This window comes from Streptomyces gamaensis (assembly GCF_042656465.1).
Classification (GTDB): domain Bacteria; phylum Actinomycetota; class Actinomycetes; order Streptomycetales; family Streptomycetaceae; genus Streptomyces; species Streptomyces gamaensis.
In genome coordinates this window covers 416638-443301 of the sequence record NZ_JBHSPB010000004.1, presented here as the reverse complement: position 1 = coordinate 443301, position 26664 = coordinate 416638, and the positions used below count along the sequence as shown (strand labels likewise).

Genomic DNA, 26664 nt, shown 5'->3' with positions numbered 1-26664 from the left:
CGCACCTCCCGCCGGTTGATCAGGGCCGCGGCGACGTGGGCGCCGGTGGACGGGCAGGCAGGGCTAGGCGGCGGCGAGGGCGGCCGGTGTGGTGATCAGGTGGCGCCACTCGTGCGCGGTGGAGTGCACGGCGTAGCGCAAGGCGTCGAGGCTGTGGTCATCGCGCTTGATCGGGCGGTCCTCGCCCTTGGCCGATGCCGCGGGGTCCCATGCGTAGCCCGGGAGTTCGGAGAGCAGTCCCTCGCACGAGCGGTGCACGTACAGCAGGCCGGAGTCAAGCGCGGTTGAGACGCTGCGGATGCCGTCGAGCACCTCGTTGCGGGCGCGGGTGACTCCGGGGTGCCCGTCGTTCCACAACTGCACAGAGAAACTGGCGGCGCTCGGGTCCACGAACGTCCATTCAGGCTCGACGCCCTGCTGCTCCAGCCATGTGCGGATGCGGGCGGAGTATTGGGCGTCGGTGAGTTGGCGCCGGGTGATGCGGGAGTCGTAGCGCCACTCCGCGACGGCGTACAGCCGGTCGTCGGTGCCGAGACCGAGCAGCACGGCGGCGGTGGCGTTGGTGGTGCCGTAGTCGATGCCCAGCCATGTCCGGCGCATCGGCGGAAGGGTGTCGACGACTTGCCGCTGCTCGTCGAACATGTCGTAGATGGCGCCTTCGGCCACCACCCACGCGCCCTCGATCATGCGCAGCTTCCACAGTCCGACGTACTCGGCGGCGAGCGACCGGACGTAGGCGTCGGAGAGCGAGGGGTTGTCGGCGAGCTTGAAATGCCACTGCCGCAGGTCCAGTTCGCCGGCGCGGTCGAGGTATCCGACCTTGGCCCAGTGCCGTGGGGAGTCCGGGTTCGTGGTGGCGAGGACTTTCGCCCCCGGCACGCTCAGCCGCGCGAGCAACTGCACGAAGAACGCTTCGGGCAGCAGGGTGAGCTCGTCGACGTAGGCCAACGACGCGGTAAGGCCGCGTAGCCGGCCCTCGGCCCGTGCGTCGCTCGCGCCGATCAGGTGCACGGTCCGCCCGAGCACCGTTGCCGTGGTCGCACCGCGGGTGTGCCGGATCTGCGCCGCGACCGGCCCGAACAGGCTCGGGTCGGTGAGCGGTTCGAACACGTTCCGCTCGATCGTTTGCAGGGAGCGGCCGACAACGACGATCAGGCCGGACGGGGGCGCCTCGGCGACGGCGAGCAGCCACGCCAGGAGCGAGGCGATCGTCTTGCCGGACCGCACGGCGCCGTGCCATATGCAGATACGGGCCGTGGCCTGCGCGACGGAACGAAGTTGCTTGCGCGACAGGGGCAGGGTGTCGAGCACTGCTCACCCCTCCCCGGCGTCCCCCTCGTCGTCGGAGAACGCATCCCGCAACCCGCGGGCAAGATCAGTGAGCATCGACCGGACCTCACCGGCCCCAGTGCCAGCGTCGATCTCTACGAGCCGCGCGGCGCTGGTCAGGTACGAGCCGATGGCTTGGGAGTGGTGGCGCTCGTCCTGGGCCGGCGGCTCGTCGGAGACCAGCCGCACAGGGCGTCCGGTGGGCAGCAGCTCGACGCGCACATATTGCTCAGCCTCGACGCGGTCGAGGTTGGCGGCGGCCCGCCGGTACAGACGCTCGATCATCAGCCGCCGCGCCTCGGCGAGGTCGAGTTGGCGCGCCTCGGTGGCTGGAGCAACACGGGCTCCACCCTCGAACCGCAGTCCTTCCTCCCGGGCGATCTTCGAGACGGTCGAGGCGCTGCGCCCGATGGCTCGGGCGATGGCGTTGCGGCTCTTGCCCTTGGCGTGGAGTCGGCGGACCTGGTCGCGGTCGTCGTCGGTGATCGGCTCGCGCACGGCTCACCTCCTGCGGGTACACCAACGGCCCGACATCTGTGGGGAGTCGGGCCGTGGGGTGGTGTGGGTCAGTGCTTGGGGCAGAGGTGGGTCTGCACCGCGGAGAGGATCTGCTCGGCCTGTGCGCTGGTCACCTGGTGCGCGCCGCTGAACCGCTGCTGCGTTAGCGAAACGACCTTCGCGTGATCGTTGGGGAAGCTGTGGATGCTGCCGCACGTGTCGCGGCCGCGGCTGACGGCCCGGTCTTCCTTGCCGCCCACGAGCGTCGGCGAGATCGTGTTCAGGGCCCGGATGTAGGCGGCCTGTGTGGCGGCGTCGGGCTTGGGCGGGATGCCGGCCTTCGCTTCCGCGCTCGCCACCGGCTTGTCCGCGGCGGGCGGAGCTGCGGGGGCGCTCGACGCTGCCGCGGTGGGTGGGGGTGTGGTGGCGGGGCTCTTGGCGTCGCTGCTCTTGTCGCTGCCGCATGCGGTGAGGCCGGCAGCGGCTATCAGGATGGTGGTTAAGGCGGTGACGGTGCGGCGGTGGTGCACGGCTCTCCCCTGGCCGGTGGACATGATCGCCCATCCTGGCACGAAAGCACCCCCGTCACGAGGGGAGGATGTGACGGGGGTGCGGAGTTGGGGTGTTTCCGGGCATGCCGGAGACGCCCACGATTAGATCACGAAACGATAACGGTCGCAACTGGGGGTGCCTGTCGGGGGCCGCAAGGCGACGAGGGGCGGGGGGCGGGCAGGATGGCCACCCTCTATCGAGGGGAGGGTAAGAGGCGAAGTTGCCTCTTACCCTCGCCGGCCTCCTCCTGGTTGTGCCGGGGCACCGCATCCCGTGATGCGGTGGTGTGTGGCCCCTGGGGCTGGGGACCACCTACTCACATGAGTAGGTGGTCCTGGGCGGCACCCCGAAAATTTACGGGGTGGGGTCACCGGGGTAGGTGTCCCGCTGAGTGTCGTGCACTCTCTCACTGCGCGTGCTCGCGTGAGTAGGTGCAGGTTCCTGGTTGGTCGGCCCGGACTGGCTGTTCGCTGTCACGACGGCAGGTGCAACGTCGTCGAACAAGTACATCGAGGGCCTGTTAGTTGCTGAGTTCCGGCGAGTTAGGGGCTCAGCGGCTACAGTGAAGTCGCACACTCCAACCGATGTGCAGTTTGCCGTTAGGCCGATTGCGGTCCTGAGCTGGGCTTATGCCGGATCGGCAGATGTGCATCAATTTGGGGTGGGGTCGCGCCGGTTGGGCGCGACCCCCTGCCCGTCGCGCTACCGGCGGACAAGTGGAGTGCCGGGGTCCGGTTATGGAAGTGCTAGCGCCACAGTCGCCAGATCTCGACCATGAGTCGAGCTAAGCCGACCAGAAGCGCGAGCCTTCCTGTCGCCGGACCCTTCTCCTTGGGAGCTCGCCGTTTGCCACTCATAACCCCTCCTGATGCTCGATCTGACTGGGTGTCAGCAAGTAGGGAGTTACTTCGTGACGGGTGGCATCACTCGCCAGGGGCGACGATACGGTCTCTTCTTTGGCCGAGGGGGTGCATTCGCGAAACTGAAGAGGGCTCCTGCGGCGTGGTTTTCAGGGCCTCGGCGAGTGCCAGCAAGTCTTCCTGCGCCCACGCGCGCCGCTCGTGATTGTCGAGGCTGACGGGGGCGGGACACGATTCGCCGGTTGTGCAGGTCACGGTCGGCGTTTGCTCAGGTCCGGTGTGCAGGGTGAGATCGCCGCCGCACCACGGGCACGGCCGGTCGGGTATCGGGGTGGCGCGCTGTTCAAGGTCAAGGGTGCGGGCGATGCGCTGCTCGCTCTGCCGGGCGACGCGGGCGGCCTCGTGCAGCAGGTGCTCGGGCAGGGGGAGGAAGGGTGCCGGCACCGTTCGGCCGGTCTCGTCGAGTTCGGGGTCGGTGTCCTCGTCGAGCACGCGGCCCTCGACCCACACGCACGCCCAGTGCAGCCCGTGCCGGCGCGAACCAGCCGCAGTACGGGCGTCGGGCGCGCCGGGGTTCTGGTACGTCCAGCGGCGCGCGTCACCGGGGCTGGCGCGCTGGACGGCGGCCGCGAGCGTGTCGGCGAGAGCGAACACGGACCGCTCGACGAACAGTGCGGTGTCGAGGGCGTCGAGGTTGGCTGGCGCCGGGTGCTGCCGCAGTACGAGCGGCGCACGGTCGGCGACAAGCAACTCGCCCTCGGCAGCCCCGGTGTTGAGAAACCCGCGGGTCTCGCGCGGCGGCCACTCGCTTGAGGTGGGCGGGGTCTCGATCGCGGCGAGCATGGCGCCCCACTGCTCCCGGATGGTGCGCAGCCGGGCGGCGGTGCGGTGAGCGACGGGATGCTGCACGAAGGGGTACCTCCTCGGTGAAGTGGGCCGGGGCGCGCCGTGTTGGTTGCGCCCCGGCGGGGTTATGCGGTGTGGGTCAGCTGCTGGCGGCGAGGGTTTGCCCGGCGGCTTCGGCGCGCTGCTCAGCCTCCACGGCGGCGCTTTCGGCGGCGGCGACGCGCTGCTGCTCCCCGGCGTACCGCGGCCGTCTGTCCGCCGAGCCTGCGCCGTCCCCGGTTGCCGTCGGCGATCTCGGCCTCGACGCTGGCGCGCAGCAGGCGGGCCTCGTCGGGGAGCAGCACGCCGCGCTCGGCGCGGGACAGCAGCACGCCGAGGATGTCGCGGCGGCGGACGCGGGCGAGTTCGCGGTCGGCGGCCCGTCGGCGGCGGCTCACCGCAGACCCGCCACAGCGGCAAGGCGCGGCCCGTCGTCGTCGGGGACCGGGTAGGAGACGACGAGAACGCCGCTGTCGAGACGGGCCTCGGCGTCGGTCACCGGGCGGTCGGCTGCGGTGAGTTCGGCGTGCACGGTGTCGAGCAGCTCGGCGACGGCGTCGAGCGATGCGGGCAGGGGCAGCACGCGCTCGGCGCGGATCTGGGTCACGAGGCGGCGGGGCGGGGCGGTCACGGGATCACTCCGGGGAGGGTTGGCGGGCGGCGGCTCGCGCGCACGGGCGCGGCATCGACCGGTCGCGGCGGGGCGGGTCGGTCGTGATCGCGATGGTGTTGACGATGTCCTGCACCAGCGCGTTGGAGGCTAGAACGGGGCCTCGTCGGCGTGCGGCTGGGCGGTCCACGGGTCGGCTGCGGGCTGTCCGGTGGTGAACTGGCCTGGCTGCTGCGGCTGTTGGCTGCCGGGCTTGGTGACCTTCGCCGTGGCGTTCTTGAGGCTGGGGCCGATCTCGTCGACGTCGAGCTCAACCACCGTGCGCCTGACGCCCTCGCGGTCCTCGTAGGACCGCTGCTTGAGCCGGCCCTGCACGATGACGCGCACGCCGCGCTGGAGCGACTCGGCGACGTGCTCGGCGGCCTGGCGCCACACCGAGCAGCTCAGGAAGAGGGGGTCTCCGTCCTTCCACTCGTTGTTCTGCCGGTCGAAGGTGCGGGGCGTGGACGCGATGCGGAAGTTGGCGACTGCTGCGCCGGCGGGGGTGAAGCGCAGTTCGGGGTCGTCGACGAGGTTGCCGATGACGGTGATGGTGGTCTCGCCTGCCATGAGGCAAGCTCCTTTCAGAGGGTGAGCGATGTTGGGCCGTCCCTGCGCTTACCGGGGACGGGGCGGATTCGTCGGCGGTCAAACGGCCGTGGCGAGGCGTGCCGCCGCGAGGTCGACGCGGGAGGGGTGCGGCCGGGCGCGGTGGGCGTTGCTGCGGACGCTGCCGTCGGGGCGGGTGCGGCGGCTTCGGCACGGCTGGCCGGCGGGCGCCTGGCACCAGTCGCAGCGGACGCCGAGCGGGTCGGGCTGTCCGGCGGCGACGGCGGCCTCGCGGGCGGCGCGGGTGGGCCGGTAGCGGGCGAGCTCGGCGCGCGCGGCCGCAGGGATGCACGAGCCGATCGCGCGCAGCCGCGCCTCGACGTCCGGGTGCGGCCCGCCTGCGGTCAGGGCGCGGTGCTCGCTGGGCGGCTGCTGGCCGTGGGCGACGGCGTGCCGGGTACCGAGCAGCTCGGCGCGCCACGCGACGACATCGTCAGGGTCGGCCGTCGGCAACGGGTCCGTGTGACGGTTCATGAGCTCGGCCCGGTACGGCGCCCACGCGGCCAGCAGATCGGCGGGCTCGATCGGCCGGAACTGCGCCGACCGATCCCCGTGCGCCTGCTCGTAGTAGCGGCGGGCGGCGCGGGAGGCGTCCCAGTCGACCGTGTCGGCCACGGCCGGGACATGGGCAAGGGCCTCGGCCCACGAGCGGATCGTGGCGGCGGCCTGCTCCTGCGTGGCCATGCTGCGCCGAACTCGGCTGTCCACGGTGGCGCAGAAGTTCAGCAGGGCAGCGACGTGTTGGCGGTCCATCAGGCGAGTCCTTCCTGCTCCAGCAGGGCGAGCCCTGCGGCAAGGGTGTCGGTGTGGCTGACGGGGGCGGTGGTGGGGCGGAACGGGACGACGTTCGAGCCAGGGGAAGCGGCGACGGGGGCGCGGTCGAGGTCGCCCCACACACGCAGCCAGTACCGGGCGGGCTTGGGCGCGTCACCGGGCGCGGTGCGGTGCGCGGCGAGCTCGACCAGGGCGGCGGCGCCGTGGCGCTGGACGAGGCGCCAGATGTCGCGCTGCTCGCCGAGGCCGAGACTCCAGCGCACGCCCACGCCGGCGGCGTCGAGCGCGGCAGCGAGCGGACGCAGCGCCTCGGTGACCCCGGAGGCGACCGGGGCGCTCGCGCGCGGCTGCTGCTGTTCTTTGCGTTCTCTTGTGTTTCTTGCGTTCTGGGGGCCGGAATCCGTACCCCCGGGGGTCGGAATCTGACCCCCTGCCGGGCCGGAATCCGTACCCCTGGGGGCAGGAACCTGACCCGGGTCGGAATCCGTACCGGGCCGGAATCCGGCCCTCTCAAATCCGGGCTCATCGGACATGCCGCGGGTGTGGCCTACGGCGCGCGGGAGGCGGTATACGGTCTCGCCGCGCGGCCCCCGTGCCCCCTCGACGACCGCGAGTTCGCCGGACGCGATCAGCTTGTCGACTGCCTCCTTCACAGCCGTACGCGACGCGTTGGTGCGCTGGACGAGCATGGCCGTACCGGCGTAGGCCGTCGCATCCGGGCTGGGGCACTTGTCCGCGATGACCAGCAGCACGAGCCTGCTCGTGCCCTTGGACGCGGACTTCGTCCAGACCCAATCCATGGCATCGAGACTCAACGGGGTGTCCTCCGAGGCAGCGGGGCGGGGGCTTCAGAACGGGCGGCGGGTGACGGCCCGCGAGGCGGGTGCCGGGCGCGTTGTGGTGGCGACCGGCACCCTTCGGCTGGGCCCACGCAGGTGGGCTCCGCTCATGCGGGTTCGGGCTCTGAGGGCCCAGTGAGGGCGGCGAGTTGGGCGGCGAGCTCGCCGGAGTGCCAAGCGGCGGCGACAGCGGCCTTACCGTCCCGCCGCCACGTCAGGGCGTGCGTACGGGCGCGGGTCGTCCGGATCGCTACACCGGGCACGGTGAGCACTTCGCCTGTCTCCCGGTGCACGATCTGCGGGGCGCCGGTCGCGGTCATCTCCGCGAGGAGCTCGGCCGCCTTCCACGGCCTGACCTCGCGCACCACACGCACGCTCGTCCACTGCTCACCGGGGAAGGTCTCGCGGACCCAGCGAGCGAACGCGCCCTCGTCGACGACGGCCGCGCCGGTCTCACCCTTGCGGAGCGAGACGGTGGCGACGACTTCCCCGGACGGCAGCGACGCGGCGACCCGCTCGACGCCGTCCGACTCGGCCGCCGCATCGAGCGCGGCCTGCATCCGCTTCCGCACGTCCTTCTTCGCCTCGGCCACCCGCGCGGCGAGCAGATCGATCACAGCCTCTTCCGCGGCAAGGTCCTTCAGTGACGCACTCACGCGGCACCCCCGGCCGCCTCGCGCAGGTCGACCGTCTGGGCGCGCAACTGCTCGACGGTGGCGACGGCGGCGGCGCACCCGTGCGCGGTGCGGAATGCCTCGTCGGCCTCCTCGGCGTCGAGGCCGGCGGCCTGCGCGGCGTCGTACATCTCCTTTCGGGCCGCGGCGGTGTCGGCGGCGAGCTGCGCGTCGCTCACCGCTGCGTCCTCGACCGGCTCGGCCTCGACGACGTCCTCGGCCGGCTGCGGCTCGGCGACGCGGGCACCGGGCTTGTCCCGGCCGATCGCGGCGAGCAGGGCGAGGTAATCCTGCGGCGCACCGGCGGCTTTCGCCTCCTCCCACACCGCCCTGACGCCCGCCGCGTCCGGCGCCTGCTCGGCCTCGGCCACGAAGTCCCGGTGCGGGCCCGCCGACGGCTGCTCGACGTGATCGCGCTGCATCTCCCCGGCGATGTAGACGGGGTGGCCCTCCTGGTCGACGACCGCGTCGAGCTCCTCGGGCGTGTAGTGGACGCCGAGCAACGCCTCTTCACATGCGTCCCGGGCGACCGCAGAGATCGCGCGGGCCTTGAGCATCGCCGCCGGGTACCTCTTCCACACGTCCTTCCCGAGCAGCCCCGCACGGCGCGCGTCCTCGATCGTGAACCGGACCTCGAACACCCAGTCGTCGTCATCGGCGCGGATGATCTGCGCGACAGCGGCCGTGGTGTCGCCCTTCACGCGCAGCTTGTGCCCGGCACGGCGCACCAGAGCGGAGATCAGGGCCGACGAAGCGCTCGGCTTGCCGTCGATCACGTGGATACCGGTGATCGCGACCATGGGGTGAAGGCCGAGGCTTCCGGCGTACTCGACCGCGTACAACAAGTTGGCCGGCTGGTTGCGGTACTGACGCGGCAGCATCCCGGACCCGGCCAGCGCACGGCAGTACGCCAGCTTGTCGTCGATCGACAGCCGCGCCGGGGCCGCCGGGGCACCGACGGGGGCAAGCTGCTGCTCGGGAAGGGACACGGTCACGCGGCGACTCCTGTCAGATGCGGGGAAGGGGAAGGACCTGAGCGGGACGGGCGGCTCGTCGCGGCTCACCGGTTGCCGCCGAGGGCGGGCGGGAGCTGCGGGGCGCCCCGCTGGACCAGGTGGCCGGTGCGGACTTCGTAGCGGTGCGGGCGGCTCCAGTTCGCGCGGCTGAAGTCACGGCGCAGTACGTCGCGGACGATGCGCGCGGAAGCAGCCGTGATGCCGACCGGGTGTCCGACCTCGTCGAGCAGCGCGACGACGGTCGCGGCACAGGGGAAGCCGTCGCGGTCGGTCCTTACGGGAGTCAGAAGCACGGTGGCGGCCTCGGGGGACAACACCCGCAGTTCGCGGGCGATTCGGACGGTGCGAACGGCCTCGGCGGCGCGAGGGGGACGGTGGCGGATAGGGTTGGACTGCACGACCTGCTCTCTTTCTTCGCGGAGACGGGGTTGGTCGGGCACGGCCGTTCCCGGGCGCAATCCGGGGGCGGCCTTTGTCGTTCAGGCGGTGCGGGCGCGGCGGCCGGAGGACGGCCGGAGCGGAAGAGGGCGCAGGGACGCCACGGCACCGGTCGACGGGATCGCGGTGATCGGCTGCACGTGGTGCATCGCGTCGATGGCGCTCAGGTCCTCGGCGGAGAACGTCACGACCCGCCCTTTCTTCTTGTGGGGGAGTCGGCTGATGTTCCGGCGCAGCCAGCGCTCCGGCACGCGGAGTTGCTCGGCGGCCTCGGGGTAGGTGTACGCCTTCACGCCGCTGCCCCCTCGGGCACGGCCGGCGCCAGCGACGGCCGTGCCGCGGTCGACGCGCGCCCGACGGGGGTGAACAGGATGAGGACGTCGACCCCGATCCCCTGAGCGATGGCGTGCGCCGTCACCGCGGGGACGCTGGACTGCTGCTCGGCGAGCAGGTTGCCGACGGTGCTCCGGCTGCACCCCGCCGCTTCCGCGAGTCCTCGAACGGTGATCGGGGCACCGGTCCCCGTGCGACGCATCAGCGTGCGCAGCAGGCCCGGGTCGACCAGGCGGTACATGGGCAGAGCGGCAGGCATGTTCACCCCATTGGGCAATCCGTTTATCTCGATGAACGATTCGAGCATGCCATACGGATGGACGAAGTGTCTATCGAGATAAACAAGCCGTCCGGCGGTGCCTCGGGGGTGGTGTGGTTGCACTCAGGGTGGGCAGGCGGCCGTGCGGGGGCTCGCGGGGTGGAAGCGATGACCATCGCATTGCTCTGCGCTGGCCGATCGATTGAATGAATTCGTCTATCATCATGGACAGGCTGTCCATCGCATGGAACAACTTGCGGTAATGCTGGACAGGTCGCCGGCGCTTGAAGCAGGTGGCGCGTCGGCGTGGGGGGTCGGCGATATGGGGGCGATGGGATGAGTCATGGCTGAGCAGCGGACGGACCTGTCAGACCTCGTCAGAGATCGACGGGCCGAGCTGAAGCTCGGCCTACGCGTGCTGGCAGACCGATGCACCGATCCGGAGTCGGGCGAGCAACTCAAGTTCGGATGGCTGCACCGCCTCGAAAAGCGCGAACCAGTCATCCCGCCTCAGCTGCCGGGCTTGCGCGCCTTGGCCGCAGGGCTGGAACTACCACTGTCCGTCGTGCAGGAAGCGGCCGGAGCGCAGTTCATGGGGATCGTCTCCGACGTATGGAGCGAGGACGAAGGCGCGCGGGCCCTCGTCGCGTACTACGGCGAGATGAACGACGTCGAACGCCGGCAGCTGGCAGCCATGGTCGAGGCGTTCGTGCGGAGTCGCCCGGGTGACGGGAAGTGAGATCCCGCCCAAGTGTGTGCACTTGGGAGACGAAGCGGTGATCTCGTGCGGACGCAGTGTCAGTGGCCTTCGGTAAAATACCCCGTGCGCTGTTTGTCGAACTGATGGACGGTTGCGAGTCCGGGACTGCTTAGGGGGCCCTTTGTCCACTCCTGTCGTCAGCGTCACCTTGGTCGATGAGCTGCCCGGTGGCCGGAAGGCGCTGCTCCTTGAGCGCGAGGGCGCGTTCGAGCTGTGCGTCGCCCGTGACGACATGAGTGAAGAACTTCGCGACGAGCTCGCCCTGCTCCTCCAGAGCGCTGCCGACCGGGGAGCCCTGGTGCAGCGCTGGGGCGGCCTTGTCGAGCCGCCCCAGCAGCGACGCGCCTCCTAGCCCTACCCGGCGATCCTCAGCACGGGCGCGGCCTCGGGGGCTGCCAACGCAGCTTCGACCGCCGCGCTGATCTCCGTGTCGAGCTGCCGCACGAGGTGCCCGTACCGGTCCACGGTCGTCGTGATCGACTCGTGCCCGAGCCGCGCCTGAATGGCCGGAAGCGGGATGTTCGCGGCGATCAGCCACGAAACATGCGTATGGCGAAGATCGTGGATGCGGGGCTTCTTGGGCAGCCCCTTCTTCACAGCCTCGGCTACGGCCGGCTTCCACTTCCGGTTGTAGAAATTCGCGTGCCGCCAGTGCTTCCCCATGGCCGTCCGGAACACGAAGTCCTCCGGCTGCCGCCCGGCCACGTGGCGCCGCAGGATCTCCGTCTGTGCCGGCGCGAGCGCGATCGTCCGCCGGGCCTTCTTGGTCTTGGGCGGACCGATCCGGAAGGTGTGGTCCTCCTGTCGCTTCCATGCCCGCTGGACGCGCAGGGTCGGCGTCTCCCCGTTCAGGTTGAGATCACGGACCTGGACAGCGGTCGCCTCGCCCCAGCGGAGCCCGGTGCTGACAAGGAAGTCGGCGAGGTCCCGCGCGACCGGGTCCGTGATCTCGATGCGTATCCGCTGGTACTCCTCGCGCTCAAGGAACACCATCTCGTCCTCGATCTCGTTGTCGACCCGCGGCAGCTTGGTCTTCGCGCACGGGTTCTTGGTCCGCAACTGCGGCTCCGCCTCCACGGCGGCCTGAAAAATCGCGTACAGGAGCCCGTGGCGGTTGGCTATGGACTTCGGGTCCGCCGGCCGCCGCAGCCACGTCTCAGGGTCCTTCTCGTCCCTCTGACCGTCCTCCTCGGCCCGCACCCAGTCGGTGATGTCGTCGGCCGTCACGTTCATGATCGTCGCCTGCTGCCGGAGTCCCGACCGGGTCGTGTGGACGATCGCCGAGAAGTGCAGATCGATCTCGCGCTTGTAGTCGACGCGGGTACGCGGCTCGACTCCGGTGAGGCGGTCGACGTACCGGTGCGCCCACTCCGCGAGGGGGACGTCGTCGGGGTCCGCGTCGGGTTCGACGAAGCCGTGCCCGCGGACCCAGCCCGGGGGCCAGTGCTGCCCGTGGGCGTCCACGAGCTTCTTGAACTGCTCCGCCGAGTCCCGCTCGCCGAACTTCTCGTTCTGCTGAGGGCCTTGCCGGGTCCCGCCCTCGCGCCACTTCACCTGGAACGTGATCGTTCCGTCCTTGTTGGGTCGCTCCACCACGTAGGCCATGATCGAGAAGATAGGCCGTCAGACCGACAGCCGTGCTCCCGTGGTGCTCCCACGACTTGGGCAAACGACGAAGCCCCTGACCTTTGTGCAGGTCAGGGGCTTCGCCTCTGAGGGTGAGTAACGGGACTCGAACCCGCGACATCCTGGACCACAACCAGGTGCTCTACCAGCTGAGCTATACCCACCACGACCGGCGTTTCGTTTCCGTGTTTCCCACCGGCCGAGAAAAAGTGTACAGGGTCCCGGGGGGTGCTCGCTCCCGGCTCGGGGTGAGCCGGGAGCGAGCTGCGTCACTCCCCTTCAGCAGGCAGGACGTGCTTGGCCGCGATGGCCTTCGCGGTCTCGGAGTCCGGGCCGGGCGGGGCGACGAAGACCGCCTCGCGGTAGTAGCGCAGCTCGGCGATGGACTCGCGGATGTCGGCGAGCGCCCGGTGGTTGCCGTTCTTCTTCGGGCTGGCGAAGTAGGCCCGCGGGTACCAGCGGCGGGCCAGCTCCTTGACCGAGGAGACGTCGACGATCCGGTAGTGCAGGTGGTTCTCCAGCGTGGGCATGTCGCGGGCGAGGAAGCCGCGGTCGGTGCCGACCGAGTTTCCGCACAGCGGTGCCTTGCCCGGCTCCGGGACGTGCTCGCGGACGTAGGCGAGGATCTGCTGCTCGGCGTCTTCGAGCGTGGTCCCCTTGTCCAGTTCCGCCAGCAGCCCGGAAGCCGTGTGCATCCGGCGCACCACTTCGGGCATGGTGGTCAGGGCCTCGGCGGGCGGGCGGACGACGATGTCCACGCCGTCGCCGAGGATGTTCAGCTCCGAGTCGGTGACCAGGGCGGCCACCTCGATGAGCGCGTCGTTCGACAGCGAGAGTCCGGTCATCTCGCAGTCGATCCACACCATGCGATCGTTCATGCATCTCACCCTACGGGGCGTTCCCGCTGACCGGGCAGGCGTGGGGTGTACAGGTCGGACTCCGGCTTGCCGGGCTCGGTGCCGCCGTGCCCGGACGGTGTGGTCATGACCGCGCCGGAGACGGCGTGGGCACCGGCCAGGGCCGCCCGCCGCATCGCCATCACCGACGGCTCGCCGCCGCGCTGCTCGGCCGCCTCCGCGCGCTCGAAGCGGTCGGCCCGTTCGCCCCGGCCCTCGCGCTCGCCGCGCTCGGGGCGGTCCGCCGTGCCGTTCTGCGGGCGGCGGGCCCGGTAGGCGGCGCGGTAGGCGGCGGGGGAGGAGCCCAGTTGCCGGCGGAAGTGGCCGCGCAGCGCGACGGGTGAGCGGAACCCGCAGCGTCCCGCGACCTCGTCCACGGAGTAGTCCGAGGTCTCCAGCAGCCGCTGCGCCTGGAGCACCCGCTGGGTGATCAGCCACTGCAGCGGGGCGCTCCCGGTGAGCGAGCGGAACCGCCGGTCGAAGGTCCGGCGGCTCATATAGGCACGGGCCGCGAGCGTCTCCACGTCGAACTGCTCGTGGAGGTGCTCCAGGGCCCAGGCGACGACCTCGGCCAGCGGGTCGGCGCCGATCTCCTCGGGTAAAGAGCGGTCGAGGTAGCGCTCCTGCCCGCCGCTGCGGCGCGGCGGGACGACGAGCCGGCGGGCGAGCGCCCCGGCCGCGTCGGCGCCGTGATCGCTGCGGACGATGTGCAGGCACAGGTCGATGCCCGCGGCGGTGCCCGCGGAGGTCAGTACGTCGCCGTCGTCGACGAACAGCTCCCGGGGGTCCACATGGACCGACGGATAGCGTTTGGCGAGCGTCGGCGCGTACATCCAGTGCGTGGTCGCCGGGCGTCCGTCGAGCAGGCCGGCCGCGGCCAGGACGAAGGCGCCGGTGCACAGGCCCACGATGCGGGCGCCCTCCTCGTGCGCGCGGCGCAGGGCGTCGAGCGCGGCGGTCGGCGGCGGCTGGGTGATGGAACGCCACGCCGGCACGACGACGGTGCCGGCCCGGGACAGCGCCTCCAGGCCGTAGGGCGCGGTCAGTTCCAGGCCGCCGGTTGTTCGCAATGGCACATCCTCGCCCGCGCACACCAGCAGGCGGTAGCGCGGGACGCCGGCGTCCTGGCGGTCGATTCCGAATACGGAGAGCGGAATGGAGCTTTCGAAAATAGGGCCGCCGCTGAAAAGCAGTACTGCGACGATCTCCCGGCGGCGGCGTCCGGAGAGCTTGCGCGTGGTCTCCGGTACGGTCGTGGAGTCCTGGCTCATGGCGCTAAGCCCCCCTCGGCGGTCGAGTCCTCTCGGTCCTGCACGTTTCCCCTCGGTCCTGAACGGTTCCCCCGCCGGTCATGGCCAAGATCGAATCTACTGCGTCGCATGGAGACGCGGTGACCAGTTCACCACCCGGCTCTATGTCGACATGGCAACTTGGCGCGAAGCGTTCGATCACGAAGCGTTGCACTTGCAGGGCTCGGTGAAAAGTACGCCTCTCGCCCATGCCCACTCCCCGTAGGCGGCAACCGCCCTTCCAGCTCCCTTCCTTGCTGGTCGACAGGCTGTTGGGGGGTGCTCAGGCCAAGCTGTGGGGTTCGGCCTGAAGTTGGCCGAAAACCGGTGGGTCCACGCGTACGAAGACGTCATTCCCCCGGTGGACCGGAGCCGGGGTGACGGGCACCTCGGTGCGCCCCGCCGCCGGTGCGGCCGTGCCGGCCGCGGTGCGGGAGGGTCTGCTCCGCCGCGATCCGGGCGGCGCCGCGCTCGGACTGGCGCAGCAGCGCGCGGCAGGCGCAGGTGAGGGCCACGAGCCCCGCCGCGGTGCCCGCGGCGCCCCCGAAGGACTGACCGCACATCAGCAGCGCGACAGGCACCAGGACACAGCTGAACGCGCTCCAGCGCACCACGTCGCTCACCGGATCGGGGGAGCCGCCGGCGGGGGCGGACCGCCCGTCCCCGGGGTCGTCGGCGCGGGCGTGATCGCGGGTTCCGGGCACGGAGCGCCTCCCTGGTGGCGTCGGCTGGCGCTGGTACAACGGCGGGCCGGGGCCACGGGTCACTGCGGCGGGTCCAGGAGGACCGCAACGGGGGCATTGCGCTCCGCGCCGCCCTCGTGCATGCTCCGGGGAACGCCCGAACCTGCGGGGCATCGCGTGCCGCCCCGGCGCGCCCGGGAGCGCGCCGCGCGCGGTCCCCGGGGGTGGTGGGCGCCCCTGGGCAGGCGGGGCGTGGCGCCGTACCCTGGTGGGTAAGTGATTGAAAAGATGAATCCCGGACGGATTTTTCGATCCGTGGGTCCCTGAGCCGCAGCGGACTCCGCAGCCGGGCGGCGCACCTTCTGACAACTCCAACAGTCCACCGCCGAGCTCCCTCCGCCCGAGGACACCCTTCGCCGAGATATCGATGGCCGGTCACGAATTCTCCGAACCCGCGGACCGCAAAGGGATCGCCGATCACTCGGTGCACCCCGAAGCGGCGGAAGAAACACGCCATTCCTGCGATCCGGCGTTCCAGCACGGCGTCGTGGTGGGCTTCGACGGCTCGACGTCGAGCGAGCGAGCGCTTGCGTATGCAATCGGCATGGCCCGGCGCTCCGGCTCGGGGCTGATCATCGTGCATGTCGCCAACCGGCTGCCGACGACCGTGTGGGCGGGCTGCGAGCCCCCCGTCTTCGTGGACGTCCCCGACCACCGCACCGAGGTGCTGGGCCTCGAACTGGCCTGTGCGGACTATCTGTCGGAGGTTCCCTGGATCCTCGTCGAGCGCGGCGGCGACATCTGCCACGAGCTGGAGGAGGTCGGCCGGGAGTACTCGGCGGACGCGATCGTCGTCGGCTCGACGCACGGCCTGGTGGGCCGCATCTTCGGCTCGGTGGCCGGCCGGCTGGCGCGGCGCGCGCAGCGGCCGGTGGTCGTCATCCCGTAGGTCCCCCAGCCCCGTCCGTATCCCCAACTCCCGCTCCCCGCACGGGCAGTGGTCGCTGTCGCCGTGCCGCGGACCGCTGAATCTACCCGTCCGTAGGGGGTGACGGCGCCGTCGCGCGGGGGTAGACATCCGCGCATACGGCGTGCCTCGCCGTCGGGCGGGAGGTGACGGTTCCCGCGCTTCCGGCGGCGGCATCGCCGGCGAGGGCGACGCCGGCGTACAAAAGGCGGCCCCCTTCGCGCGCATTGGTGGCACGCGCGAAGGGGGCCGCCTTCCCCGCGGTGGAGCGGCCGCCGCGGGAGGACGGCCGATCGAGCCGTGACAGGTCGGCTCGAAGGGTCGTCCCGGTCAGGGGTGTTCGGGGGAGTACGGGCCGTACGGCCCCGAACGGCCGGGAGTCCCCAGGGGGTTACTCGACGGTCACCGACTTCGCCAGGTTGCGCGGCTTGTCGATGTCACGGCCCATGGCCTTGGCCGTGTAGTAGGCGAGGAGCTGCAGCGGGATGCCCATGAGGATCGGGTCGAGCTCGTCCTCGTTCTTCGGCACCACGATCGTGTGGTCGGCCTTCTCCTGCTCCTGGTGCGCGACGGCGAGGATGCGGCCGCTGCGGGCCTTGATCTCCTCCAGCGCGGCGCGGTTCTTCTCCAGCAGGTCGTCGTCCGGCACGATCGCGACGGTCGGCATCGCTGGCTCGATCAGTGCCAGGGGGCCGTGCTTGAGCTCGGAGGCCGGGTAGGCCTCGGCGTGGATGTAGGAGACCTCCTTGAGCTTCAGGGAGGCCTCGCGGGCCACCGGGTAGCCCCGGACGCGGCCGATGAACATCATCGACTTGGCGTCCGCGTACTCCGCGGCCAGCTTCTCGATCTGGGCCTCGTTCGCCAGGATCTCCTCGATCTGGGCGGGCAGCCTGCGCAGGCCCTCGATGATCCGCTTGCCGTCGGCGACGGACAGGTCGCGGGTGCGGCCCAGGTGCAGGGCGAACAGCCCGAAGGCGACCACCATGTTGGTGAAGCACTTGGTGGAGACCACGCACACCTCGGGGCCGGCGTGCACGTAGATGCCGCCGTCGGTCTCCCGGGCGATCGCCGAGCCGACCACGTTGACCAGGCCCAGCACGCGGGCGCCCTTGCGCTTGAGCTCCTGGACGGCGGCGAGCACGTCGTAGGTCTCACCGGACTGGGAGACGGCGATGTAGAGGGTGTCGGGGTCCACGACCGGGTTGCGGTAGCGGAACTCCGAGGCGGGCTCGGCGTCGGCGGGGATCCGGGCCAGTTCCTCGATCATCTGGGCGCCGATCATGCCCGCGTGGTACGAGGTGCCGCAGCCGAGGATCTTCACGCGGCGCACCGCGCGCGCCTCGCGGGCGTCGAGGTTCAGCCCGCCCAGGTGCACGGTGGAGAAGCGGTCGTCGATGCGGCCGCGCAGCGCGCGGTCCACGGCCTCGGCCTGCTCGTGGATCTCCTTGTGCATGTACGTGTCGTGGCCGCCCATGTCGTAGGACTCGGCCTCCCACTCCACGGTGGTCGGCCGGGCGGAGGTCGAGGAGCCCTCGGTGGTGTAGGTGCGGTAGTCGTCGGCCTTGAGGGTGGCCATCTCGCCGTCGTCGAGGGTGACGACCTGGCGGGTGTGGCTGACGAGCGCGGCGACGTCGGAGGAGACGAACATCTCCTTCTCGCCTATGCCGAGCACGACGGGCGAGCCGTTGCGGGCGACGACGATGCGGTCGGGGAAGTCGGCGTGCAGGACGGCGATGCCGTAGGTGCCCTCGACGTGGCGCACCGCCTCGCGGACCTTCTCCTCCAGGGTGGCGGCTTCGGAGCGGGCGACGAGGTGGGCCAGGACCTCGGTGTCGGTGTCGGAGACGAGGACGAAGCCCTCGGCCGTCAGCTTGTCGCGCAGCTCGGCGGCGTTGTCGATGATGCCGTTGTGGACGACGGCGACCTTCTCCTGGGCGTCCAGGTGCGGGTGGGCGTTGACGTCGTTGGGGGCGCCGTGGGTGGCCCAGCGGGTGTGCGCGATGCCGGCGGTGCCGTTGAAGCGCTTGGGCAGCCGGGCCTCCAGCTCGCGGACGCGGCCCTTGGCCTTGGCGGCCTTGAGGCCGCCGGCCTTGCCGGAGGCGTGCAGGGCGATGCCGGCGGAGTCGTAGCCGCGGTACTCCAGCCGCTGCAGGCCCTCCAGCAGCAGCGGGGCGACGTCGCGCTTCCCGATGTATCCGACGATTCCGCACATGGTCGAAGACCCTCCCTGGCAGCAAACGATCAGTGGATGCCCGACGGCGGCAGGAGCCGCCGTTTCGCTGTCTCAGCCGTAGACGATGCGGCGCAGTTGCCGCAGCGAGAGTTCGGGCGGGGCCACCGCGCGGTGCGGCAGCTCCGTCGAGATCCGCTCGAAGATCTCCGCGTTGGTCAGCCCGCCGGACTGCAGTTCGCGGTGTCGGCGGCGGACGAACGTCTCGGTCGTCTCGTCGAAGTACGCCAGCACGTCCAGGACCACCCGGGCTGCCTCGCCGCGCTGCAGCGGCGTACTGCGGACCAGGTGGTCGATCAGGTCGTCGTGGGACATCCGGCGTTCGAGCACCCGTCGATACTGAGGGCTGGGAGAGCCGTTCGCAAGAATCTTGCCCGAATTCGGGCAGGGAGGGGCTGGTCCGGGGGTGGAAATCGGGCGAACCCGGAGAAGTGGATCACTGGCTTCCGGAAGCGGGACGCGCGGAGCCCGCTTCCGGGCCGTACCTCCCCTACCCCGCCAGCCCCAGTTCGCGGGCGATCAGCATGCGCTGCACCTCGCTCGTGCCCTCACCGATTTCGAGGATCTTGGAGTCGCGCCACATCCGGGCCACCGGGTACTCGTTCATGAAGCCGTAGCCGCCGTGGATCTGGGTGGCCTCGCGGGCGTTGGTCACCGCGATCTCCGACGAGTACAGCTTCGCCAGCGCCGCCTCCTTCTTGAACGGCTCCCCGTGCACCAGCCGGGACGCCGCGTCGCGCCACGCGAGACGGGCCGTGTGCGCCCGCATCTCCATGTCCGCGATCTTGAACTGGATGGCCTGGTTCGCCCCGATCGGCCGGCCGAAGGCGTGCCGCGTCCGCGCGTACGCGAGCGACTCGTCGACGCAGCCCTGCGCGAGCCCCGTGGCCAGCGCGGAGATCGCGATCCGGCCCTCGTCGAGGATCCGCAGGAACTGCGCGTAGCCGCGCCCGAGCTCGCCGAGCAGGTTCGCGCGCGGCACCCGTACGTCCGCGAAGGACAGCTCACGCGTGTCCGAGGCGTTCCAGCCCACCTTGGAGTAGGGGGCCGCGACCGTGAACCCGGGCGTCCCGGACGGCACGATGACCGCGGAGATCTCCGGCCTGCCGTCCGCGTCGTGCCCCGTGACGGCCGTGACCGTGACCAGCCCGGTGATGTCCGTGCCGGAGTTGGTGATGAAGCACTTGGTGCCGTTGATCACCCACTCGTCCGTGGCCTCGTCGAGCCGCGCGGTGGTACGGGTCCCGCCCGCGTCCGAACCGCACTCCGGCTCCGTCAGCCCGAACGCGCCGAGCATCCCGCCGGAACACAGCTTCGGCAGCCAGGTGCGTTTCTGCTCCTCGGTACCGAACCGGAAGACGGGCATCGCGCCCAGCGAGACGCCCGCCTCCAGGGTGATCGCCACCGAGGAGTCGACGCGGGCCAGTTCCTCCAGGGCCAGGCCCAGCGCCAGATAGTCGCCGCCCATCCCGCCGTACTCCTCCGGGAAGGGCAGCCCGAACAGGCCCATACGGCCCATCTCCCGCACGATCTCGTACGGGAACTCGTGACGTTCGTAGAAGTCGCCGATCTTCGGTGCCACGACGTCGTGCGCGAACTCCTCGACGGTGCGGCGGAGTTCCTCGTGCTCAGGGGTGAGGCGGTGGTCCAGCGGCATGGCTTTCACGTCTCCTGTCGGGAGAGGGCGCGGACGGTGCGGGAGGGGCTGGGCCGCCCCAGCCGGTCGGCCATCCACACGCTCGTGGCGGTGAGCAGGCCGAGGTCGACCCCGGTCGCGATACCGAGGCCGTCGAGCATCCACACGAGGTCCTCGGTCGCGAGGTTGCCGGTGGCGCTCTTCGCGTACGGGCAGCCGCCAAGGCCGCCCGCCGAGGCGTCGACCGTCGTCACCCCGTGCCGCAGCGCGGCCAGGGTGTTGGCGAGGGCCTGCCCGTAGGTGTCGTGGAAGTGCACCGCCAGAGCGGCCGCCGGCACCCCCGCCGCGCGCAGGGCGCCCAGCAGGGCGCCGACGTGGCCGGGCGTGGCGACGCCGATCGTGTCGCCCAGGCTCAGCTCGTCGCAGCCCAGCTCCAGCAGCCTCCGGCTGACGCCGACGACCTGGGGGACGGGCACCGGGCCCTCCCACGGGTCGCCGAAGCACATCGACAGATAGCCGCGCACCCGCAGCCCGGCGTCCTTCGCCCGGGCCACGACCGGGGCGAACATCTCCAGGGACTCCTCCACCGTGCGGTTGAGGTTCGCCTTCGCGAAGGACTCGGTGGCGCTGCCGAACACGGCGATCTCGCGGACGCCGAGGGCCAGGGCGCGCTCCAGGCCGCGCTCGTTCGGCACGAGCACCGGCAGCCGGGCGTCCACGTCCGCCAGGAGCGGCATCAGCTGCTCGGCGTCGGCGAGTTGGGGCACCCAGCGGGGATGCACGAAGCTCGTCGCCTCGATCGTGCCGAGGCCGGCGGCGGCGAGACGGTGGACGAACTCCGCCTTCACCTCCAACGGGACGACCGTCTTCTCGTTCTGCAGCCCGTCGCGCGGGCCGACTTCGTGGATCCGGACCCGGTCCGGGAGGCCGGGCTCCCGTACGGTCATGGGCAGGCCGGCGGCGGTCATGGCGCCTCCTTCGGGTCGGCGGGCTCCGCCGGGGCGACGACGGCGAGCACCTGGTCCATGGCGACCGTCGCGCCGGGGGCCACGCCCAGCTCGGTGACGGTGCCGTCGTGGGGGGCGGCGATGACGTGCTCCATCTTCATCGCCTCCACGACGAGCAGGCTCTGCCCGGCCCGGACGCGCTCGCCGACGCTCGCCTTGACGACGGTGACGGTGCCGGGCATGGGGGCGGTGAGGGTGTCGGCGCGGCCGTACGCGGTGCTGTCGCGGGCCTGCACGGGGTCGTGGTGGGGGAGGTGCCAGGTGTCGCCGTCGCGGCTCAGCCACGTGCCGTCCGGGCCGGTGGCGCAGGTGAAGGTGTGGGTACGCCCGTGGAGTTCGGTGGTGACGGTGCCGGGTTCGATGCGGGGGTCGGTGCGGGTGAGGAGGCGGGCGCGCACGGTTTCTTCCCCCTCCCCGCCCCTTCCCTCCCCCAGACTCCGTCCGGGGGTGCCCCCAGGGGCTCCGCCCCCAGACCCCCGGTCCTCAAACGCCGGACGGGCTTGGGGTGGCAGGCCCAGTTCCGCCTCGTGTGCCCGCCCCCGGACCCGTACCCTCACCGGGTCCCCTCCCGGCACCCGGAAGTCGTAGGGCGTCCAGGCCGCCTCGCCGCCCAGGCGGAAGCCCGTGGGCAGGGAGAAGGGGTCCGTCCAGCCGGGGGCGGACGGTGGTTCCAGTGCGGCGTGGCGCAGGAGGGCGGCCGTCGCGTACGCCTCGGGTGGGACGGGCGTACGGGCGAGGGCCGCCGCCTCGCGGTCGACCAGGCCCGTGTCGAGGTCGCCGGAGACGACCGCCGGGTGCCCCAACAGCCGCCGCAGGAAACCCGTGTTGGTGTCCACGCCGAGCACGACGGTGCCCGCGAGCGCGGCGCGCAGCCGGCGCAGGGCCGTGGCCCGGTCCGGGCCGTGCGCGATCACCTTGGCGAGCATCGGGTCGTAGGCGGTGCCGACCTCCGTGCCCTCGGCGAGGGAGGAGTCGACGCGCACGCCGGGTCCGGAGGGCTCGCGCAGCGCCCGTACCGTACCGGCCGACGGCAGGAAGTCCACGCGCTCGCCCGCGCCGGAGGCGACGACGCGCGCGGTCTCGGCGCAGATACGGGCCTCGACGGCGTGCCCGGTGAGCGCGATGTCGTCCTGGCCGAAGCCGAGCCGTTCGCCGGCGGCGGTCCGGATCTGCCACTCGACGAGGTCGAGCCCGGTGACCAGTTCGGTGACGGGGTGCTCGACCTGGAGGCGGGTGTTCATCTCCATGAAGCAGTACGCGCCCGGGTCGTCGCCCGGCACGATGAACTCGACGGTGCCCGCGCCCGTATAGCCGCAGGAGCGGGCGGCCTGCACGGCGGCGGCGCCCATCGCGGCCCGCGTGTCCGGATCGAGCAGGACGCTGGGCGCCTCCTCGACGATCTTCTGGTGGCGGCGCTGGAGGGAGCACTCGCGCTCGCCGAGGTGGACGACGCCTCCGTGGCCGTCGGCGAGGACCTGGATCTCGATGTGGCGGGGGCGGTCGATCCACCGCTCGACGAGCAGGGTGTCGTCGCCGAAGGAGCCGCGGGCCTCGCGGCGGGCGGCGGCGATCTCCTCGGCGAGGGCGGCTGCGTCCCGGACGAGCCGCATGCCCTTGCCGCCGCCGCCAGCGGACGGCTTGAGCAGGACGGGCATGCCGATCTCCCGTGCGGCGGCGGCGAGTTCGGCGTCGCTCAGACCGCTGCCGGAGGAGCCGGGGACGACGGGCACGCCCGCTGCCCGTACGGTCTCCTTGGCGCGGATCTTGTCGCCCATGAGCTCGATCGCCGTGGCGGGCGGCCCGATGAAGACGAGCCCGGCTCCTGCGCAGGCGCGCGCGAAGGCCGCGTTCTCGGCGAGGAAGCCGTAGCCGGGGTGGACGGCCCGCGCGCCGGTGCGGGCGGCGGCGTCCAGCAGGCGCTCGGCGGACAGATAGCTCTCGGCGGCGGCGGCCGGCCCGAGGCGTACGGCCGTGTCGGCCTCCCGTACGTGCCGGGCGTCGGCGTCGGCGTCGCTGAAGACGGCGACCGAGCGGATGCCGAGGGCGCGCAGCGTACGGATGACGCGTACCGCGATCTCGCCCCGGTTGGCGACCAGAACGCTGTCGAAGACCATGCGCGGTTCCCCTCTCACATCCGGAAGACGCCGTAGCCGGGCGCGTCCGGGTCCTTCTCGGGCAGTGGCGCGTTGGCGCACGCGGTGAGCGCGAGGCCGAGGACGGTGCGTGTCTCCAGCGGGTCGATGACGCCGTCGTCCCACAGCCGGGCGGTGGCGTAGTAGGCGTTGCCCTGCCGCTCGTACTGTTCGCGGACGGGTGCGCGGAAGGCGTCCTCCTCCTCGGCGCTCCACTGCTCGCCGCGTGCCTCCAACTGGTCGCGCTTGACGGTCGCGAGGACGGACGCGGCCTGCTCGCCGCCCATGACGGAGATCTTCGCGTTGGGCCACATCCACAGGAAGCGCGGTGAATAAGCGCGGCCGCACATCGAGTAGTTGCCCGCTCCGTAGGAGCCGCCGATGACGACCGTCAGCTTCGGCACACGCGTGCAGGCCACGGCGGTGACCATCTTCGCGCCGTGCTTGGCGATGCCGCCCGCCTCGTACTGCCGGCCCACCATGAAGCCGGAAATGTTCTGCAGGAACAGCAGGGGGATGCCGCGTTGGTCGCACAGCTCGATGAAATGGGCGCCCTTCTGTGCTGATTCGGAGAACAGGATGCCGTTGTTGGCGACGATGCCGACCGGATGGCCGTGAATCCGGGCGAAACCGGTCACGAGGGTCTGTCCGAACTCGGCCTTGAACTCCGCGAAGCGGGACCCGTCGACGAGCCGGGCGACGACCTCGCGCACGTCGTACGGCGTGCGCGGGTCGGCCGGCACCGCGCCGTGGAGGCCGCTCGGGTCCACGGCCGGCTCCTCGGCGGGCTCGACCGGCCAGGGGAGCGCGCCGCGACGGGGGAGTGTGGAGACGACGGTGCGGACGATGCGCAGGGCGTGCGCGTCGTCCTCGGCGAGGTGGTCGGTGACGCCGGAGACCCTGGAGTGGACCTCGCCGCCGCCCAGCTCCTCGGCCGTGACGACCTCGCCGGTGGCCGCCTTCACCAGCGGCGGCCCGCCCAGGAAGATCGTGCCCTGGCCGCGCACGATGACGGCCTCGTCGCTCATCGCCGGCACGTACGCGCCGCCGGCCGTGCACGAGCCGAGGACGGCCGCGATCTGCGGGATGCCGGCGCCGGACATCCGGGCCTGGTTGTAGAAGATCCGCCCGAAGTGCTCGCGGTCGGGGAAGACCTCGTCCTGCATCGGCAGGAACGCGCCGCCGGAGTCCACGAGATACAGGCACGGCAGCCGGTTCTCCAGCGCGACCTCCTGCGCGCGCAGGTGCTTCTTGACGGTCATGGGGTAGTACGTGCCGCCCTTGACCGTCGCGTCGTTGGCGACGATCACCGTCTCGCGCCCGGAGACCCGGCCGACGCCGGTGACGATCCCGGCGGCCGGGGCCGCCCCGCCGTACATCCCCTCGGCGGCCAGCGGCGACAGCTCCAGGAAGGGCGAGCCGGGGTCGAGCAGCGCGTCCACCCGCTCGCGCGGCAGCAGCTTGCCGCGCGACGCGTGCCGTGCCCGCGCCTTCTCGCCCCCGCCCAGCCGCGCCGCGGCCAGCCGCTCCCGCAGCTCCGCCGCGAGCGCGCGGTGCGCCGCGGTGTTCGCCGCCCACGCCTCCGAGGCCGGGTCGGCGGCGCTGTCCAGCACCGGTGCCTGCTGCATGTACACGAGCTCCCTTGCTCGGTTAATGAGCGTTAACACACTTTTCCTTCAGGTTAACGGCGGCTAACCGCGCTGTCTACAATTGCGTGCGTGAATGAAGCAGGTACCCGCACCCCGGCCGCACCGGCCCCCACCCGCCGTGAGCAGATCCTCAGGGAGGCGGCCCGGCTCTTCGCCGAGCGCGGCTTCCACGGCGTGGGGGTGGACGAGATAGGGGCGGCGGTCGGCATCAGCGGCCCCGGCCTCTACCGGCACTTCGCGGGCAAGGACGCGATGCTCTCCGAGCTGCTGGTCGGCATCAGCGAGCGGCTCTTCGAGGGCGGCCGGCAGCGCGCCGCCGAGGCCGCGCGGGCCGGCGACCCGGCCGCCGTGCTGGACTCGCTCATCGACGGGCACATCGACTTCGCGCTCGACGACCGGGCGCTGATCACCCTGCACGACCGGGAGCTCGGGCAGCTGCGGGAGGGCGACCGCAAGCAGGTGCGCTCCCTGCAGCGGCAGTACGTCGAGCTGTGGGTCGGGGTCGTGCGCGCGCTGCACCCCGGGGCGGACGAGGCGGAGGCCCGGGCCGCCGTGCACGCGGTCTTCGGGCTGCTGAACTCCACTCCGCACCTCGGGCGGCCCGGCGCACTTCCGGGGCGCGCGGCGACGGCGGCGCTGCTGCGCCGGCTCGCGCTCGGCGCGCTGGCGGCACTCTCGGACGGCGACGGGCGTTCAATGGACGGGTCCACGGATCAGGAAGACTGAATCAGGAAGACCGAGTTCCGCTGAACGGCCCGCCCTGGACAGGGTGTTGACCGAGGAGTAGCTTCGCGGGTGTCCGCGAGAGGCTGAGCAAGCGCTTGGTCGGTGACGTCCGGCAAAGGTAACTCCCCGGGCCGTCCAGGGCTTCGGGGAGTTCGGCGACGAGGGAGGGTGGTGCGCGTGCGCCGCACGGTGTTCGGCGAGGAGCACGAGGCGTTCCGGGAGACCATCCGCGACTTCATCTCCCGCGAGGTCGTGCCGTACTACGACGACTGGCGCGAGGCCGGTGTCGTCCCGCGCGACTTCAACAAGAAGCTCGGCGCGCTCGGCGTCTTCGGCATCCAGGTGCCGGAGGAGTACGGCGGCGCCGGACAGCACAGCTTCAAGTTCAACGCGGTCATCACCGAGGAGTGCGCCCGCGCCGGCGTCAGCTTCGGCGGCAGCGGCGTGCACACGGCCCTCGTGCTGCCGTATCTGCTCGCGTACGGCACGGAGGAGCAGAAGCGGCGCTGGCTGCCGCCGTTCGTCTCCGGCGACATGATGACGGCCATCGCCATGACCGAGCCGGGCACCGGCTCCGACCTGGCCGGCATGCGCACTACCGCGAAGCTCTCCGAGGACGGTAGTCACTACGTCCTCAACGGCGCCAAGACCTTCATCACCGGCGGCGTCCAGGCCGACCGCGTGCTCGTGTGCGCGCGCACGGCCCCGGCCGGCGAGCAGGACCGGCGGTCCGGGATCTCCATCCTCGCCGTCGACACGAGCTCCCCGGGCTACCAGGTCGGCCGCAAGCTGGAGAAGCTCGGGCTGGACGCCTCCGACACCGCCGAACTCTCCTTCACCGACGTCGAGGTGCCCGTCCACGACCTCCTCGGCGAGGAGGGCAAGGCCTTCGGATACCTCGGGCGGAACCTGCCGCAAGAGCGGCTCGGCATCGCCATAAGCGCGTGCGCGCAGGCCGCCGCCGCCGTCGAGTTCGCCAAGGAGTACGTGCGGGAGCGCACTGTCTTCGGCAAGGCCGTGGCCTCGTTCCAGAACACGAAGTTCGTGCTCGCCGACTGCAAGGCCGACGTCGACGCGATGCAGGCCGTCGTCGACCGCGCCCTCGACGCGCACGACGCCGGCGAACTGACGGCGGCCGACGCCGCGTCCGCCAAGCTGTTCACGACCGAGCGCGCGGGCGTCGTCATCGACAAGTGCCTCCAGCTGCACGGCGGTTACGGCTACATGATGGAGTTCCCGATCGCGCGGCTGTACGCGGACACCCGGGTGACGCGGATCTACGGGGGGACGAGCGAGGTCATGCGGTCGATCATCGCGAAGTCGATGGGGCTGTAGAGTCCTCCGCAGG

The 26664-nt window shown here is 71.5% G+C and carries 29 protein-coding genes and 1 tRNA gene; 5 read left to right on the top strand and 25 right to left on the bottom strand.

All coding sequences use genetic code 11. The annotated features are described in order from the left end of the window. Positions 1 to 63 precede the first annotated feature (63 nt). The 14 genes from ACFP1Z_RS09325 to ACFP1Z_RS09260 form a co-directional block, all read right to left on the bottom strand. The gene (locus tag ACFP1Z_RS09325) at positions 64 to 1311 is read right to left on the bottom strand and encodes a PBSX family phage terminase large subunit (RefSeq protein WP_390315465.1); all 1248 of its coding nucleotides are present in this window, start codon (positions 1309 to 1311) and stop codon (positions 64 to 66) included. A gap of 3 nt (positions 1312 to 1314) precedes the next feature. Continuing rightward, on the bottom strand, positions 1315 to 1827 hold the full coding sequence (locus tag ACFP1Z_RS09320) for a helix-turn-helix domain-containing protein (RefSeq protein WP_390315464.1): 513 nt from the start codon (positions 1825 to 1827) through the stop codon (positions 1315 to 1317). Positions 1828 to 1895: 68 nt separating this feature from the next. Beyond that, the gene (locus ACFP1Z_RS09315) at positions 1896 to 2381 is read right to left on the bottom strand and encodes a DUF732 domain-containing protein (protein ID WP_390315462.1); all 486 of its coding nucleotides are present in this window, start codon (positions 2379 to 2381) and stop codon (positions 1896 to 1898) included. Between the two features lie 921 nt (positions 2382 to 3302). Then, positions 3303 to 4148: a hypothetical protein gene (locus tag ACFP1Z_RS09310; protein ID WP_390315461.1), complete on the bottom strand. Its 846-nt coding sequence runs from the start codon at positions 4146 to 4148 to the stop codon at positions 3303 to 3305. 122 nt (positions 4149 to 4270) lie between these two features. Then, complete coding sequence (locus ACFP1Z_RS09305) at positions 4271 to 4522, bottom strand: hypothetical protein (RefSeq protein WP_390315460.1); 252 nt, start codon at positions 4520 to 4522, stop codon at positions 4271 to 4273. Continuing rightward, positions 4519 to 4755 (bottom strand): hypothetical protein, encoded by a 237-nt coding sequence (locus tag ACFP1Z_RS09300; RefSeq protein WP_390315459.1) that lies wholly within the window; start codon positions 4753 to 4755, stop codon positions 4519 to 4521. Before ACFP1Z_RS09300 ends, ACFP1Z_RS09305 begins: the two co-directional genes overlap by 4 nt. 129 nt (positions 4756 to 4884) lie before the next feature. Further along, entirely contained in the window at positions 4885 to 5343 is a 459-nt protein-coding gene (locus ACFP1Z_RS09295; RefSeq protein ID WP_390315458.1) for a single-stranded DNA-binding protein, read from the bottom strand. Between the two features lie 78 nt (positions 5344 to 5421). After that, on the bottom strand, positions 5422 to 6135 hold the full coding sequence (locus tag ACFP1Z_RS09290; protein WP_390315457.1) for a zinc finger domain-containing protein: 714 nt from the start codon (positions 6133 to 6135) through the stop codon (positions 5422 to 5424). Continuing rightward, complete coding sequence (locus ACFP1Z_RS09285; protein ID WP_390315456.1) at positions 6135 to 6971, bottom strand: hypothetical protein; 837 nt, start codon at positions 6969 to 6971, stop codon at positions 6135 to 6137. Before ACFP1Z_RS09285 ends, ACFP1Z_RS09290 begins: the two co-directional genes overlap by 1 nt. Before the next feature lie 131 nt (positions 6972 to 7102). After that, on the bottom strand, positions 7103 to 7651 hold the full coding sequence (locus ACFP1Z_RS09280; protein ID WP_390315454.1) for a hypothetical protein: 549 nt from the start codon (positions 7649 to 7651) through the stop codon (positions 7103 to 7105). After that, positions 7648 to 8664 carry a hypothetical protein gene (locus tag ACFP1Z_RS09275; protein ID WP_390315453.1) on the bottom strand — a complete coding sequence of 339 codons (1017 nt, stop codon included), beginning with the start codon at positions 8662 to 8664 and terminating at the stop codon, positions 7648 to 7650. Before ACFP1Z_RS09275 ends, ACFP1Z_RS09280 begins: the two co-directional genes overlap by 4 nt. Positions 8665 to 8729: 65 nt before the next feature. After that, positions 8730 to 9083 (bottom strand): hypothetical protein, encoded by a 354-nt coding sequence (locus ACFP1Z_RS09270; protein ID WP_390315452.1) that lies wholly within the window; start codon positions 9081 to 9083, stop codon positions 8730 to 8732. Positions 9084 to 9164: 81 nt separating this feature from the next. Further along, positions 9165 to 9416, bottom strand: a complete 252-nt coding sequence (locus ACFP1Z_RS09265) for a DNA-binding protein (protein ID WP_390315451.1) — start codon at positions 9414 to 9416, stop codon at positions 9165 to 9167. Then, on the bottom strand, positions 9413 to 9763 hold the full coding sequence (locus ACFP1Z_RS09260; RefSeq protein ID WP_390315450.1) for a helix-turn-helix domain-containing protein: 351 nt from the start codon (positions 9761 to 9763) through the stop codon (positions 9413 to 9415). The genes ACFP1Z_RS09265 and ACFP1Z_RS09260 overlap by 4 nt, the downstream gene beginning before the upstream one ends. Before the next feature lie 295 nt (positions 9764 to 10058). Here ACFP1Z_RS09260 and ACFP1Z_RS09255 point away from each other — a divergent pair, with 295 nt between their 5' ends. After that, entirely contained in the window at positions 10059 to 10454 is a 396-nt protein-coding gene (locus ACFP1Z_RS09255; protein WP_390315448.1) for an XRE family transcriptional regulator, read from the top strand. A 142-nt stretch (positions 10455 to 10596) separates the two neighbouring features. After that, positions 10597 to 10827 (top strand): hypothetical protein, encoded by a 231-nt coding sequence (locus ACFP1Z_RS09250; protein ID WP_390315447.1) that lies wholly within the window; start codon positions 10597 to 10599, stop codon positions 10825 to 10827. Between the two features lie 2 nt (positions 10828 to 10829). Here ACFP1Z_RS09250 and ACFP1Z_RS09245 read toward each other — a convergent pair whose 3' ends face one another. The 5 genes from ACFP1Z_RS09245 to ACFP1Z_RS09225 form a co-directional block, all read right to left on the bottom strand. Beyond that, entirely contained in the window at positions 10830 to 12080 is a 1251-nt protein-coding gene (locus ACFP1Z_RS09245; protein ID WP_390315446.1) for a tyrosine-type recombinase/integrase, read from the bottom strand. 112 nt (positions 12081 to 12192) lie between these two features. Further along, positions 12193 to 12265: transfer RNA gene (locus tag ACFP1Z_RS09240), tRNA-His, on the bottom strand. A 105-nt stretch (positions 12266 to 12370) separates the two neighbouring features. Next, on the bottom strand, positions 12371 to 12979 hold the full coding sequence (orn, locus tag ACFP1Z_RS09235) for an oligoribonuclease (protein WP_390315445.1): 609 nt from the start codon (positions 12977 to 12979) through the stop codon (positions 12371 to 12373). A 5-nt stretch (positions 12980 to 12984) separates the two neighbouring features. Next, a complete protein-coding gene (locus tag ACFP1Z_RS09230) occupies positions 12985 to 14268 on the bottom strand; it encodes a helix-turn-helix domain-containing protein (protein WP_390315444.1) in 1284 nt (427 codons plus the stop codon). 368 nt (positions 14269 to 14636) lie between these two features. Next, positions 14637 to 14990: a hypothetical protein gene (locus ACFP1Z_RS09225; RefSeq protein WP_390315443.1), complete on the bottom strand. Its 354-nt coding sequence runs from the start codon at positions 14988 to 14990 to the stop codon at positions 14637 to 14639. A 406-nt stretch (positions 14991 to 15396) separates the two neighbouring features. Between ACFP1Z_RS09225 and ACFP1Z_RS09220 the strand changes: the two genes are divergently transcribed. After that, complete coding sequence (locus ACFP1Z_RS09220) at positions 15397 to 15918, top strand: universal stress protein (protein WP_390315441.1); 522 nt, start codon at positions 15397 to 15399, stop codon at positions 15916 to 15918. 409 nt (positions 15919 to 16327) lie between these two features. On the opposite strand, the gene glmS is transcribed toward ACFP1Z_RS09220, so the two are convergent. The 6 genes from glmS to ACFP1Z_RS09190 all read right to left on the bottom strand — a co-directional run bounded on the left by glmS (position 16328) and on the right by ACFP1Z_RS09190 (position 24569). Then, on the bottom strand, positions 16328 to 18148 hold the full coding sequence (gene glmS / locus ACFP1Z_RS09215) for a glutamine--fructose-6-phosphate transaminase (isomerizing) (protein ID WP_390315440.1): 1821 nt from the start codon (positions 18146 to 18148) through the stop codon (positions 16328 to 16330). A 72-nt stretch (positions 18149 to 18220) separates the two neighbouring features. Then, positions 18221 to 18496, bottom strand: a complete 276-nt coding sequence (locus ACFP1Z_RS09210) for a hypothetical protein (RefSeq protein WP_390315439.1) — start codon at positions 18494 to 18496, stop codon at positions 18221 to 18223. 160 nt (positions 18497 to 18656) lie between these two features. Further along, complete coding sequence (locus ACFP1Z_RS09205) at positions 18657 to 19823, bottom strand: acyl-CoA dehydrogenase family protein (RefSeq protein ID WP_390315437.1); 1167 nt, start codon at positions 19821 to 19823, stop codon at positions 18657 to 18659. Positions 19824 to 19828: 5 nt separating this feature from the next. Next, entirely contained in the window at positions 19829 to 20770 is a 942-nt protein-coding gene (locus ACFP1Z_RS09200) for a hydroxymethylglutaryl-CoA lyase (RefSeq protein WP_390315436.1), read from the bottom strand. Continuing rightward, entirely contained in the window at positions 20767 to 22923 is a 2157-nt protein-coding gene (locus ACFP1Z_RS09195; protein WP_390315434.1) for an acetyl/propionyl/methylcrotonyl-CoA carboxylase subunit alpha, read from the bottom strand. Before ACFP1Z_RS09195 ends, ACFP1Z_RS09200 begins: the two co-directional genes overlap by 4 nt. A gap of 14 nt (positions 22924 to 22937) precedes the next feature. Then, positions 22938 to 24569 carry a carboxyl transferase domain-containing protein gene (locus ACFP1Z_RS09190; RefSeq protein WP_390315433.1) on the bottom strand — a complete coding sequence of 544 codons (1632 nt, stop codon included), beginning with the start codon at positions 24567 to 24569 and terminating at the stop codon, positions 22938 to 22940. Positions 24570 to 24659: 90 nt separating this feature from the next. On the opposite strand from ACFP1Z_RS09190, the gene ACFP1Z_RS09185 reads away from it, so the two are divergent. After that, positions 24660 to 25316, top strand: coding sequence for an SACE_7040 family transcriptional regulator (locus ACFP1Z_RS09185; RefSeq protein WP_390315432.1), 657 nt, complete (start codon positions 24660 to 24662; stop codon positions 25314 to 25316). A 177-nt stretch (positions 25317 to 25493) separates the two neighbouring features. Continuing rightward, a complete protein-coding gene (locus ACFP1Z_RS09180; RefSeq protein ID WP_390315431.1) occupies positions 25494 to 26651 on the top strand; it encodes an acyl-CoA dehydrogenase family protein in 1158 nt (385 codons plus the stop codon). Positions 26652 to 26664: the final 13 nt, after the last annotated feature.

Bases quoted from the DNA above. Each gene is read 5' to 3' on its own strand.
- ACFP1Z_RS09190 (WP_390315433.1), bottom strand. From the start codon at position 24,569: ATGCAGCAGGCACCGGTGCTGGACAGCGCCGCCGACCCGGCCTCGGAG.
- ACFP1Z_RS09205 (WP_390315437.1), bottom strand. From the start codon at position 19,823: ATGCCGCTGGACCACCGCCTCACCCCTGAGCACGAGGAACTCCGCCGC.
- ACFP1Z_RS09200 (WP_390315436.1), bottom strand. From the start codon at position 20,770: ATGACCGCCGCCGGCCTGCCCATGACCGTACGGGAGCCCGGCCTCCCG.
- ACFP1Z_RS09255 (WP_390315448.1), top strand. From the start codon at position 10,059: ATGGCTGAGCAGCGGACGGACCTGTCAGACCTCGTCAGAGATCGACGG.
- ACFP1Z_RS09295 (WP_390315458.1), bottom strand. From the start codon at position 5,343: ATGGCAGGCGAGACCACCATCACCGTCATCGGCAACCTCGTCGACGAC.
- ACFP1Z_RS09195 (WP_390315434.1), bottom strand. From the start codon at position 22,923: ATGGTCTTCGACAGCGTTCTGGTCGCCAACCGGGGCGAGATCGCGGTA.
- ACFP1Z_RS09260 (WP_390315450.1), bottom strand. From the start codon at position 9,763: ATGCTCGAATCGTTCATCGAGATAAACGGATTGCCCAATGGGGTGAAC.
- ACFP1Z_RS09245 (WP_390315446.1), bottom strand. From the start codon at position 12,080: ATGGCCTACGTGGTGGAGCGACCCAACAAGGACGGAACGATCACGTTC.
- ACFP1Z_RS09315 (WP_390315462.1), bottom strand. From the start codon at position 2,381: ATGTCCACCGGCCAGGGGAGAGCCGTGCACCACCGCCGCACCGTCACC.
- ACFP1Z_RS09220 (WP_390315441.1), top strand. From the start codon at position 15,397: ATGGCCGGTCACGAATTCTCCGAACCCGCGGACCGCAAAGGGATCGCC.
- ACFP1Z_RS09290 (WP_390315457.1), bottom strand. From the start codon at position 6,135: ATGGACCGCCAACACGTCGCTGCCCTGCTGAACTTCTGCGCCACCGTG.
- orn (WP_390315445.1), bottom strand. From the start codon at position 12,979: ATGAACGATCGCATGGTGTGGATCGACTGCGAGATGACCGGACTCTCG.
- glmS (WP_390315440.1), bottom strand. From the start codon at position 18,148: ATGTGCGGAATCGTCGGATACATCGGGAAGCGCGACGTCGCCCCGCTG.
- ACFP1Z_RS09230 (WP_390315444.1), bottom strand. From the start codon at position 14,268: ATGAGCCAGGACTCCACGACCGTACCGGAGACCACGCGCAAGCTCTCC.